The organism is Thermoactinomyces vulgaris, from assembly GCF_003688725.1.
Taxonomy (GTDB): domain Bacteria; phylum Bacillota; class Bacilli; order Thermoactinomycetales; family Thermoactinomycetaceae; genus Thermoactinomyces; species Thermoactinomyces vulgaris.
Genome location: NZ_REFP01000007.1, coordinates 91,217 through 103,541 on the forward strand (window position 1 = coordinate 91,217; position 12,325 = coordinate 103,541).

Annotated in this window: 10 protein-coding genes; all 10 read left to right on the forward strand. The window is 48.2% G+C overall.

Annotated elements, in window-relative coordinates:
* Positions 1–19: 19 nt before the first annotated feature.
* The 10 genes from ATH33_RS00775 (at position 20) to pyk (ending at position 12,055) form a co-directional block, all read left to right on the forward strand.
* Positions 20–3,493 (forward strand): DNA polymerase III subunit alpha, encoded by a 3,474-nt coding sequence (locus ATH33_RS00775; RefSeq protein WP_121874112.1) that lies wholly within the window; start codon positions 20–22, stop codon positions 3,491–3,493.
* 4 nt (positions 3,494–3,497) lie between these two features.
* Complete coding sequence (locus ATH33_RS00780; protein ID WP_037997633.1) at positions 3,498–3,992, forward strand: phosphatidylglycerophosphatase A family protein; 495 nt, start codon at positions 3,498–3,500, stop codon at positions 3,990–3,992.
* A 181-nt stretch (positions 3,993–4,173) separates the two neighbouring features.
* Positions 4,174–4,632 carry a hypothetical protein gene (locus ATH33_RS00785; RefSeq protein ID WP_037997631.1) on the forward strand — a complete coding sequence of 153 codons (459 nt, stop codon included), beginning with the start codon at positions 4,174–4,176 and terminating at the stop codon, positions 4,630–4,632.
* A 159-nt stretch (positions 4,633–4,791) separates the two neighbouring features.
* On the forward strand, positions 4,792–5,181 hold the full coding sequence (locus tag ATH33_RS00790; protein WP_037997629.1) for a hypothetical protein: 390 nt from the start codon (positions 4,792–4,794) through the stop codon (positions 5,179–5,181).
* A 204-nt stretch (positions 5,182–5,385) separates the two neighbouring features.
* Complete coding sequence (gene ystJ, locus ATH33_RS00795) at positions 5,386–6,624, forward strand: NADP-dependent malic enzyme (RefSeq protein WP_276319275.1); 1,239 nt, start codon at positions 5,386–5,388, stop codon at positions 6,622–6,624.
* Between the two features lie 28 nt (positions 6,625–6,652).
* Positions 6,653–7,375 carry a FadR/GntR family transcriptional regulator gene (locus tag ATH33_RS00800; RefSeq protein WP_052186870.1) on the forward strand — a complete coding sequence of 241 codons (723 nt, stop codon included), beginning with the start codon at positions 6,653–6,655 and terminating at the stop codon, positions 7,373–7,375.
* A gap of 28 nt (positions 7,376–7,403) precedes the next feature.
* Positions 7,404–8,261 (forward strand): acetyl-CoA carboxylase, carboxyltransferase subunit beta, encoded by an 858-nt coding sequence (gene accD, locus ATH33_RS00805; protein WP_037997623.1) that lies wholly within the window; start codon positions 7,404–7,406, stop codon positions 8,259–8,261.
* Positions 8,261–9,226, forward strand: coding sequence for an acetyl-CoA carboxylase carboxyltransferase subunit alpha (locus ATH33_RS00810; RefSeq protein WP_037997620.1), 966 nt, complete (start codon positions 8,261–8,263; stop codon positions 9,224–9,226). Before accD ends, ATH33_RS00810 begins: the two co-directional genes overlap by 1 nt.
* Before the next feature lie 93 nt (positions 9,227–9,319).
* Positions 9,320–10,279, forward strand: a complete 960-nt coding sequence (pfkA, locus tag ATH33_RS00815) for a 6-phosphofructokinase (RefSeq protein ID WP_121873945.1) — start codon at positions 9,320–9,322, stop codon at positions 10,277–10,279.
* Between the two features lie 21 nt (positions 10,280–10,300).
* Positions 10,301–12,055 carry a pyruvate kinase gene (pyk, locus tag ATH33_RS00820; protein WP_062842869.1) on the forward strand — a complete coding sequence of 585 codons (1,755 nt, stop codon included), beginning with the start codon at positions 10,301–10,303 and terminating at the stop codon, positions 12,053–12,055.
* The last annotated feature ends 270 nt before the right edge of the window (positions 12,056–12,325 follow it).

Here is a 12,325-nt window from a genome sequence, read left to right on the forward strand (position 1 = left end):
GGGAGAAAGATGGGAGGTGATGGCTGTGGAACCGGATGATTTTGTCCACTTGCATCTTCACACGGAATACAGTTTGTTGGACGGGGCGGTCCGGATCAAAGAGGTGGTTGCCAAAGCAAAACAACTGGGGATGAAGGCATTGGCCATCAGTGATCACGGTGTGATGTACGGTGTGATCCCTTTTTACCGGGCCTGTCTGGAAGAAGGAATCAAACCCATCATTGGTTGTGAAATGTACTTGACGGACGATTACACGAAAAAACCGCCCCTCAAGGAGCAAAAAACATACCATTTGCTGCTCCTTGCCGAGTCCAATGAAGGATACCAAAATTTGATCCGCTTATGTACCGAAGCCCATCTGCGGGGATTTCACCATAAACCGCGAATCGACCGGAATTTGCTTCGAAAACACGCGGCCGGTTTGATCGCAACCAGTTCTTGTCTGAAGGGGGAGATTCCGCAGGCGATTTTAAACGGCCAATATGAAAAAGCCCGGCGTTTGATCCGGGAATATTTGGATATTTTTGGGAGAAATTGTTTTTATCTGGAACTGCAGGATCATGCATTGCCGGAACAACAGCAGGTGAACCGGGTGCTGATCAAGTGGGCGGAAGAATTCAAGATTCCACTCATTGCCACCAACGATGTCCATTACGTGGAAAAAAATGATCATGAAATTCATGATTGTTTATTATGTATAGGAACAGGCAGTAAATTGGATGATGAGAATCGGTTTCGTTTCGGTTCGGATCAATTTTATTTAAAGTCGAAAGATGAGATGAAGGAGCGCTTTCGGCATGTGCCGGAAGCCATCCGGAATACAGCCGAAATTGCCGAGCGTTGTCATGTGACGATTCCGCTCGGGCAAAAATGGTTCCCCCGCTTCCCTGTCCCGGACGGGATGAGCGCGAAAGATTTCTTGAAAAAACTATGTTTAAAGGGAGCGGAGGAAAGGTATGAAAAAATCACCGACGAAATTTTCAACCGACTTCACTATGAATTGGAAACCATTGATCAAATGGATTTGAACGATTATTTTCTGGTGGTTTGGGATTTTGTCCGTTTTGCGCATGAAAACGGGATTGCTGTCGGTCCCGGACGCGGTTCGGCTGCCGGAAGCCTTGTGGCCTATCTGCTGAACATCACCCAGATCGATCCTATCCGGTACGGACTGTTGTTTGAACGGTTTTTAAATCCGGAAAGGATCAGCATGCCGGACATCGATATTGACTTTAACTATGAGCGGCGGGATGAAGTGATTCGTTATGTTGTCAAAAAATATGGCGAGGATCACGTTGCGCACATCATCACCTTCGGAACCATGGCCCCCAGGGCGGCGGTCCGGGATCTGGGGCGTGTGATGGATTATCCTTATCCGTCGGTGGACCGGCTGGCAAAAATGATTCCGGCAAGCCCCGGGATGACCATGCAGAAGGCCTATCAATCCGAACCACGGTTAAAACAGCAAACCTTGGATCCGGCGATGGGCAAATTGTTGAAAGCGGCGGAAAAAGTGGAGGGGATGCCGCGGCATGTATCCACTCATGCCGCCGGAGTGGTCATCTCCAGCGAACCCCTGACCCGCTTCGTTCCGTTACAGGAAGGAAGTGAAGGGATTCCGCTGACGCAATATCCGATGGAAGTCTTGGAGAAGATCGGCCTTCTCAAAGTGGATTTTTTGGGGCTTCGCAATTTGACCATTATTGAAAATGCGCTTCGTCTCATCAAAGAAACCCACGGACAGACACCGGATTTTTCGCAAATGGAATATGACGATCCGGCCACCTACCGGATGTTGTCCCGGGGTGAGACCGTCGGTGTTTTCCAGTTGGAGTCTTTCGGGATGCGGCAAGTACTCAAAGAATTAAAGCCGACCCATTTTGAGGACCTGATCGCGGTGCTCGCCTTATACCGTCCGGGTCCCATGGAACAGATTCCGCGGTTTATCCGCGCCAAACACGGGTTGGAAAAGGTGGATTATCTGCATCCGGATCTTGAAGAGATCCTGGAAAGCACGTACGGGATTATTGTCTATCAGGAGCAAATCATGAAAATCGCCGCCAAAATGGCCGGCTTTTCGCTGGGGCAGGCCGATATCTTGCGCCGGGCGGTCAGCAAAAAGGAAAAAAGCTTGTTGCTGGAACAGCGGCAGGCGTTTGTCAAAGGTTGCATCGGACAAGGCTATGATAAATCGACAGCAGAACAAATCTATGATTTGATTGTCCGGTTTGCCGATTACGGGTTTAACCGGAGCCATTCGGCGGCCTATGGCGTGCTGGCTTATCAAACGGCTTATTTGAAAGCCAATTATCCGCTTGAATTCATGACGGCGCTTTTGGCCACCGTGATGGAAAATCATGACAAAATGGCCGAATATATTGAGGAAGCGAAAAGGATGAATTTGCCGGTTCTGCCTCCGGACATTCAAAAGAGCCAACTGACGTTTACGATGGAAGGCCGGGCGATCCGGTTCGGGCTGTTGGCCGTCAAAAATGTCGGCACTGCAGCCATCCGCAATATCATTGAAGCCCGGGAAGATGGTCCGTTTAAGGATCTGTTGGATTTGTGCCGGCGTGTGGACTTGCGAATCTGCAACCGGCGCGTCTTGGAATCGTTGATCGAATGCGGGGCGATGGATTCGTTTCCGGGGCATCGGGCGCAAAATTTATCCGTTCTCGACGATGTCATGGAACAGGCGTTGTTGGAAAAACAACTGGTCGACAAAGACCAGTTAAGCTTTGCTTTTTCCGGTTCAAACGGGGAGGACATTCAATTTCACCTGTCCCAAAGCCGGGTGACCCCTTACTCACGGGAAGAAAAATTGGAAAAGGAAAAAGAGCTTTTGGGATTGTATTTGTCGGGCCACCCGTTGGACGTTTATCAAGAAGAGATCCGAAAAACCACCACCCATACGATTCAGGAATTAAGGGGCCTGCCGAACAAAAGCCGGGTTTGGATTGCCGGACAAGTCACCAGATTGAAAGTTATTCAAACCAAAAGAGGGGAACCCATGGGCTTTATGACGCTTGCCGACCGGCACGGCGAAGTGGAAACGATCTTGTTTCCCAAAGCTTTCTCCCGATACCGGGATGATGTGCAAGACGGAGCGATGGTTCTGGTCAAAGGAAGTGTCCAAACCGACCCGGATGACCGGGTTCAAGTGGTTGTGGATGCATTGATGGATTTGAAAGCGGTGAAAGCACGCCGATCGGACACTCCGCGGGGGTTGTATCTGCGCATCACTCCGGAGTTGGAACAAGCGGAAAGATTAAACCGGTTAAAAGCAGTCATTCTTCAAAACCGGGGGCGGATTCCCGTTTATCTTTATTATGAGCGGTTGAAAAAAGTGCGTGCGTTGCCGGTTGAACAATACGGGATCGCATTGACGGAGGCATGTGTCAACCAACTGAAACAAATTGTCGGAGAAGAAGGGCTGCGGGTCAAAAGAGAGACGGAAGGCACAAACAGGCGGCAAGCCGCTAAGAGAAGGTGAGATTTTGTTTTATGAACATTCCTTGAAGTTGCTGAAAAAGCGCGGGGTTACCGTCGAAGGAATCGCAGAGATCGTTTATCAGTTGCAATCACCGTACAACAAGGATTTGTCACTTCAAACCTGCGTTGAAAATGTGAAAGCCGTATTGAAAAAAAGGGAAGTGCAACATGCCATTATCACGGGTGTGTCCTTGGATATGCTCGCAGAACAAAAGAAGTTGCCCGAGCCTTTTCAAACCATCATGGAAGTGGATGAACCGCTGTACGGAATTGATGAAATTCTGGCACTCAGTATTACGAATGTCTATGGAACCATCGGTCTGACCAGTTTTGGTTATTTGGATAAAAACAAAGTCGGGATCATGGAGAAATTAAATAACCACGGGAAACAGATTCATGTGTTTTTGGATGATATTGTCGCCGGCGTGGCGGCGGCGGCATCCGCGCGGATTGCTCATCAACATCCCGATACAAATCCATATATGAAAAATCAACCTTGATCTTTTTAAAGAAGTGTTTGCCGGGAGGCGGACACTTCTTTTTGCATGTTTGTTCACAAGTTTTTCTTTTTATTTACTTTCTTTAATGAAAAATTCCCCTGATTGTTTATAATAAAAGTAGACGAAATCATTCACAAATTGTTTTTAGAATATTTTTTTATATTTGACAAGGAGGATGGGGATGAAAAAGGCCATTCGCAGGTTGTGGAAACAGCAAGAGACCCGTGAACTGATGGATCCTGTGTATCATGAGCGATACTGTATCCATTTCGAAAAAGAAAAGATTTTTTTCGTTTCACTTATAAATGAAATAAAAAAAGAAGAAGTTTTCACGAGTGGAAAATTGGTTGCGCAAAAACTGGAGCCTGTGTACGAACGGTTTGAATCCGGGATAGATGATTATTTGGAAAGTGTGTTTGCATCAAAAAAAGTTTGGCGTTTTTTTGATGTGAATTACGGGTTGGATATCAGGGTGAACCGTCAGGCGGAAGAACCCGGATGGGAAGTGTGGATGGGCGAAGATTTGAGTTTTTTGACTTTGCAGCGTCGGGAAGTGAGGGAATATGTTTTGGGATTGATCACCAAGGGGGAATGTTGGTTTCATAGAGAAGCCAAAAAAGAAATGGGTTTGGTGTTGTGACAGGAAGTCCGGAAAAGCTCGGATGCGGGCTTTTCTCCTGCGGAAGATCATAGATTTTGTTTATATAAATGTATAAAAACATAAATATAAAAAATGATCAGCGGGATGAAAAGCTGATTGGATACATAGGAAAAGATGGTTCAGAAAGGTGGAGTGCAGATGAAAAACATCCGGTTTCCGGTCATTCTTTCTCTTTTGGCCGGTTTGATTTTGATGTCGGCTTGTGCCCATCCGGAAGCGACAGACCGTTTATCCGGAAAAACGAAACACTGGGAAGCGGCGGTGGAATACCATCAAAGCGAAAACACCAGCGAAGAAAAACTGATGATCCGGTATATCGGCGGAGAAGCGGCTTTTGTGGGGCCGGTTCACTATCAGTTGAAATCCGGGCAAAAGGTTTTAAGCGAGGAGAAAACGTTTTTGGATGGCAATGGCCAGGCGGTCATGAATTCGGTTTTGAAAGACATTTCCCCGGTGGAGGAGACGGATCGGTTGACGCTGGAAATCCGGTGGGATCAACAAAAGGAGGAGGTTTTGTTGACAAAATAATGGTTTTCGGGGGAAGCATCCGGAACGATGGATAAAAGTCTGAAAATAAAGAAAAATAACCGTGCGCATCCGATGAGACAAGCACAGGCTTTGTGAGGGGTTATACAAAGTAACAACAGCCATTTTCACTTCCCCGGCTGTTCTGGTATAATGTGACTTATTAGTGGTCAGACCACTTATTCGGAGAAAAGGAGCGAATCGGTATTGGCTAATTTGCGCGAAGAAGCATTGCGGTTGCATCGGGAAAAGCGCGGAAAGCTCACGATGCAATCAAAGGTTCCTGTCGAGTCGGCGTATGATCTCAGTTTGGCTTACTCACCGGGTGTTGCCGAACCTTGCCGGGAAATTCACAAGGATCCGGGCGTCATTTATGATTATACGATGAAAGGAAATCTGGTTGCTGTCGTTACTGACGGCACCGCCGTGTTGGGATTGGGGAATATTGGTCCGGGAGCTGCCCTGCCGGTGATGGAAGGAAAAGCGGTCCTGTTCAAATCGTTTGCAGGTGTCGATGCAATTCCGATTTGCCTTGATACGACGGAAATCGATAAAATTGTAGAGACGGTCAAATTTATGTCCCCCACATTTGGCGGGGTCAACCTGGAGGATATCGCCGCTCCCAATTGTTTCATCATTGAAGAGCGGTTGAAAAAAGAACTGGACATCCCGGTCTTTCACGATGATCAGCACGGCACCGCCATTGTCACTTTGGCCGGGTTGATCAACGCTTTGAAAGTGGTTGGCAAAAAGATGGAAGAAATCCGGGTTGTCGCCAATGGTGCCGGAGCCGCGGGTATTGCCATTATTCAAATGTTACTCAATATGGGCGTCCGCGATGTGGTGATGTGTGACAGCAAAGGTGCCATTTACAAAGGGCGTCCCTACGGGATGAATCCCGTGAAGGAAAAAGTGGCTGAAATGACCAACCACCGGATGCTGCGCGGGGAATTGGCCGATGTGATGAAAGGCGCCGATGTGTTTATCGGTGTTTCGGTAGCCGGTGCGGTGACGCCGGAAATGGTTCGATCCATGAACAAAGACCCGATTATTTTTGCCATGGCCAATCCCGTTCCGGAAATCATGCCGGAAGAAGCGAAACAAGCCGGGGCGAAAGTGGTGGGAACGGGACGGTCCGATTTCCCCAATCAGGTGAACAATGTTTTGGCCTTTCCGGGGATTTTCCGGGGAGCCTTGGATGTGAGGGCCAAAGCGATCAACGAGGAAATGAAGATTGCCGCTACGCATGGCATCGCAAGTCTGATTGAGGAACATGAGTTGAGTCCGGATTATGTGATTCCCGCTCCTTTTGATCCGCGGGTGGCCCCGAAAGTGGCCATGGAAGTTGCCAAAGCGGCGATGGAAACCGGTGAGGCGCGAATTCAAGTCGATCCGGAGGAAATTCGCCAAAAAACAATCCAATGGACCAAAGTATATGTACCGTGACAGAAATAAGGCGTGATGGATGAAAACGATGAGTGGATCCAGTAAATTTGAAGCAATTTTTAAAGGAATACACAAACTGATAGAAGAAGACGGGCTCAGGCCGGGTGACCGCCTCCCTTCCGAGAGAGAATTGTCCGAGCGGTTAAATGCCGGACGATCGTCGGTTCGGGAGGTTTTGCGCTCACTCGAACTGTTGGGATTGATCAGTACCCGGAGAGGGGAAGGAACTTTCCTGGAGCCTGTCTATGCCCATCAATTTGTCGATCTGTTGGCAGGATTCATTTTAAAAAACGAAAATGCCAAGAAAGACGTCATGGAAATGCGGATGATCCTGGAGATCGGAGCGGTTCGTCTCATTCAAAAACACCCGGTGACAAAAGAGCAGACGGCTCATTTGGAGTATCTGGTGGAGAAAATGAAAAGGCTGGTTTATGATCATCAAAATCCAAAAAAAGTGATGATGGATTTTCATGCTTATTTGATCAAGTTAACAGACAACTATCTGTTAACCCGTGTTTGGCATCCCGTTGTTTGTTTTGAAAAGGCGATCAGCAAAGAGAAGGACGATGAGGAGAAGATTTACCGGAAGATGATCGCGTGCTACGAGGAAATTGTGGATGCAATCAAGGAGAAACGGGAGTGGTCCGCCATCTCTTGCTTGGAACGGCTCTTTGCCGCCTGGCGATCGATTCGGACCGGAATCAGTCATCATGAATCGACAAGTGGAATGGAATTGGACTTGACAGATTGAAAAGAAGACTTTCAGAGAAGGTGTTAACGTGTTACGAGATTTATTCAGGAAACAGAAAAAGTACGCAACCATTCCTTCAGAACAGGTCAAAAAAGAGATTCCCGAAGGGATTATGCAAAAATGCCCGAAATGCCGGACAATCTTGATTACAAAAGAGCTGGAAAAAAACCTGAAAGTGTGCAAGGCGTGCGGTTATCATTTTCCCATGACCGCATGGGAGCGCATTGAGTCATTGGTGGATAGCGGATGTTTTATCGAATATGACGCGGATTTGCGGTCAGCCGACCCTTTGGAATTTCCGGGTTATCAGGGGAAACTGAAAAAAGATATGGAAAAAAGCAATCTGAATGAAGCGATTATAACCGGTGAAGGTAACATGGGAGGCTATCCGGTTGTGTTGGGTGTGATGGACTCCCGTTTTCGCATGGGGAGCATGGGGTCGGTCGTCGGGGAAAAAATTGCCCGTGCGGCGGAAAAAGCGGTTCTGAAAAAGTACCCGTTTATTCTGTTTTGTGCTTCCGGAGGGGCACGGATGCAGGAAGGGATTTTATCCTTGATGCAAATGGCCAAGACCAGTGCGGCTCTGGAAAAATTGCACCGGAATCGTGTATTGTTTGTTTCTGTCTTGACCCATCCGACCACGGGCGGAGTCTCTGCGAGCTTTGCCTCCCTCGGGGATATCAACATCGCGGAACCGGGGGCTTTGATCGGCTTTGCAGGACGCCGGGTCATCGAGCAAACGGTTCGCCAAAAATTGCCGGATGATTTTCAGACAGCGGAGTTTTTGTTGAAACACGGCCAGTTGGATCAAGTGGTTCCCCGTTCAGATATGCGTGAAACCCTGATACGGATTTTGGATTTTCACGCCGATAGGAGGGAAGCTTGATGAAAAATGCATTGCCATTTGAAAAACCACTGATTGAATTAAGAAAAAGAATTGAGGAACTTGAGAATTTTTCGCAGGAAAAAAATCTCGATCTGTCGGATGAAATCGCAAAGCTGGAAGACAGAGCCGCCCGTTTGGAAAATGAGATATACGGGAATTTGACAACCTGGCAAAAGATCCAGATTGCCCGGCATGCGAACCGTCCGACGACCCTGCATTACATCCGGACCATTTTTACTGATTTTATGGAATTGCATGGGGACCGGCTCTACGGGGATGATCCGGCGATTGTCGGAGGCATTGCCAAGTTGGACGGGCGTCCGGTGACGGTGATCGGACATGAACGGGGCACGGACACGAAAGATAAAATTGCCCGCAATTTCGGCCTTCCCCATCCGGAAGGGTACCGAAAAGCGCTTCGTTTGATGCAACAAGCCGACAAGTTCGGCCGACCGATCATTTGCTTCATTGATACACAAGGGGCCCATCCGGGAATTGAAGCGGAAGAACGGGGACAGAGTGAAGCGATCGCCAGGAATTTGCGGGAAATGGCCGGTTTTTCGGTCCCGATCATCTGTGTCACCACCGGTGAAGGGGGAAGCGGAGGCGCACTCGGCATCGGTGTCGGCAACCGCTTGTTGATGCTGGAGCATGCTTATTATTCGGTGATTTCGCCGGAAGGGGCCGCAGCCATTTTGTGGCGGGATGCGGCAAAAGCCCAGGAAGCAGCCGAAGCTTTGAAGATAACCTCAGCAGATTTGAAAAAATTAGGAGTCATTGACGAAATTATTTCAGAACCAAAAGGTGGAGCTCACCAAGATCCCATGTTACAATCAAAATATATTAAACAAGCAATAAACAAACATCTGTCATCTTTGCTTTTGCTCTCAGGAGACGAACTGATTGAGGATCGGTATCAAAAATTTTCCAAGATCGGAGAATTTACTTCAATGGTCACAAAGTAGAAGCCGTTTTGACGGTTTCTCTTTTTGTCCCGGTTGGACGTTTTTTGTCCCTGAGGGCTGGGATATACTGAATCTGATGAGGTGATTTGAACAATGAAGCGTATAGCTGTACTTACAAGCGGTGGTGATGCTCCGGGCATGAACGCCGCCATTCGTGCCGTTGTGCGCAGCGGACATTATCATGGCCTGGAAGTGTATGGAGTGATCCGCGGTTATTCTGGTTTGATCAACGGGGATATCCGCCCGTTGAGTTTAAGATCGGTCGGGGATATCATTCATCGCGGCGGTACCATTTTATATAGTGCTCGTTGCAAAGAGTTTCAAACAGAGGAAGGCCGGAAAAAAGCGGTCGAGCAATTGAGAAAGCATGAAATCGACGGATTGGTGGTCATTGGCGGAGACGGCAGTTTCCGGGGAGCCCAAAAATTGACGGCATTGGGTTTCCCTGCTGTGGGGGTTCCCGGAACCATTGATAATGACATTCCGGGTACGGATTTCACGATCGGGTTTGACACAGCAGTCAACACCGTCATCGACTGCATTGACAAGATTCGGGATACCGCCACTTCCCATGAGCGCACTTATGTAATCGAAGTGATGGGAAGAAATGCGGGGGACATTGCCCTCTGGTCCGGATTGGCCGACGGGGCCGAATCCATCTTGATTCCGGAATCGCCGTATGATCTGGATGATGTGGTTAACCGGTTGAAACAAGCAGCGGAAAGCGGGAAGAAACACAGCATCATCATTGTTGCTGAGGGTGTGGGCAGCGGCGTCGAATTTGCAGAGAAAATCAAAGAAAAACTCAGCGTTGAGACAAGAGTGACCGTGTTGGGACATGTGCAGCGCGGAGGATCTCCTACTGCTTTCGACCGTGTTTTAGCCAGCCGGATGGGAGCTAAAGCGGTCGATCTTTTGCGTGCAGGAGAAAAGGATAAAATGGTGGCGATTCAAAATAATAAATTGGTCGGAATTGACTTTGATGAGGCTTTTTCCATGAAGCATCAACCCGATATGGGATTATATGACTTGGCAAAGATATTATCGATTTAACATGAGGAGATGAGTAGCAGGATGCTTCGTAAAACAAAGATTGTCTGTACGATTGGTCCGGCGAGTGAAAAGATCCCGGTGCTAAAAAAGCTGATTCAAAGCGGCATGGATGTGGCCCGCTTGAATTTTTCCCACGGCTCTCATGAAGAACATAAACAGCGGATTGAAAATATCCGGCAAGCGGCGAAAGAAGAAGGAAAAAATATTGCGATTTTGCTGGATACCAAAGGCCCGGAAATCCGCACCGGTGATTTGGAAAAGCCGGAGATTGAATTGGTTGCCGGAAACAAGGTCACACTAACAACCGAACAGGTATTGGGGAATGAAAAACGGATTTCCGTCTCCTACCAAGGGTTGCCGCAGGATGTCCAACCGGGCGCCACGATTTTGATTGATGACGGTTTGATCGGATTAACCGTGGAACGGGTTCATGGCTCCGAGATCGAATGCATCATTGACAATGGCGGTGTTTTAAAAAGCCGCAAAGGGGTGAATATCCCGGGAGTCAAAATAAACCTTCCGGGCATCACGGAGAAAGATGCCAAAGATATTCTTTTCGGAATTGAACAGGGAGTCGATTTTATTGCGGCCTCTTTTGTGAGAAAGCCCCAGGATGTTTTGGAAATCCGGGAAATTTTGGAGGAGCACCAAGCCAATATCCCGATTATCTCCAAAATTGAAAACCAGGAAGGAATTGACAACCTGGACAGCATCTTGGATGTCAGTGACGGTTTGATGGTGGCCCGTGGCGATTTGGGAGTGGAGATTCCCGTTGAAGAAGTGCCGATTGTCCAAAAAGAAATGATCAAAAAATGCAACCATCTGGGCAAACCGGTGATCACGGCGACGCAAATGCTGGATTCCATGCAACGCAATCCAAGGCCCACCCGGGCGGAAGCCAGCGACGTGGCCAATGCGATTTTGGACGGAACCGATGCCATCATGTTGTCCGGGGAAACGGCAGCCGGGAAATATCCGGTTGAATCCGTCAGTACCATGGCACGCATTGCCGTTCGCACGGAATCATCGCTTCGGTATCAAGAACGTTTTCAACAAAAAATCAGAGAGATCAGCCACACGATTACCGAGTCCATCAGCCAGGCCGTGGTGCATACCTCTTACAAATTGGAATGTTCGGCGATCGTGACCCCGACCGAAACCGGATATACCGCACGCATGGTGTCCAAATACCGCCCGAAAACACCCGTGATTGCCGTGACGCCCAATGAATCGACCTTGCGAAGATTATCGCTGGTGTGGGGAGTTTATCCCATCAAGGGAATCAATGCGGAAACAACGGATGAAATGTTTACTTATGCCATTTCCACGGCATTGGAAAACCAATACGTGAAACAAGGGGATCTGGTCGTCATTACGGCCGGGGTGCCAGTCGGAAAATCAGGAACCACCAATTTGATGAAAGTGCATGTGATTGGCGGCGTGTTGGCTCAAGGACAGGGAATCGGCAAACGAGTCGTGACCGGTCCGGTGGTCGTGGCAAGAAATGCGGATGAGTTGAATCGCAAGATGGTCAAAGGCGGCGTCATTGTGACACACAGCACGGATAAAGACATGATGGAAGCATTTGAAAAGGCTTCGGCTGTCATTACCGAAGAAGGCGGTTTGACTTCGCATGCTGCGGTGGTTGGTGTCAGCTTGGGCATTCCGGTGGTTGTGGGAGTGAAAGACGCCGTGAAACTGTTGGCAAACGAAAGTGAAGTGACTGTCGATGGGGAACACGGACAAATTTACTCAGGAAGGGCAAACGTTCTGTAGAAAAAGCGCTGGATCAGCCAGCGCTTTTTCTTTAAGACGGTTATGATTAAAATGAAAATGGAACCAGACCCAAACGCGGAAAGACCCACCAGCGAAGTTTCCTGCGCAACTTTTTCTTCTTTTTGCGGCTCATTGATTTCCCTCCTTGTTTGTATATGAGTTGGATGAAGAGGGTGGTTACTCACATTATGTGAGAGGAAGATTTAAAATATGTGTAAAGAAAGCTCCCGTTTGATTTATGCTAAGGCTATTATAAAAAAAGGTTGACAA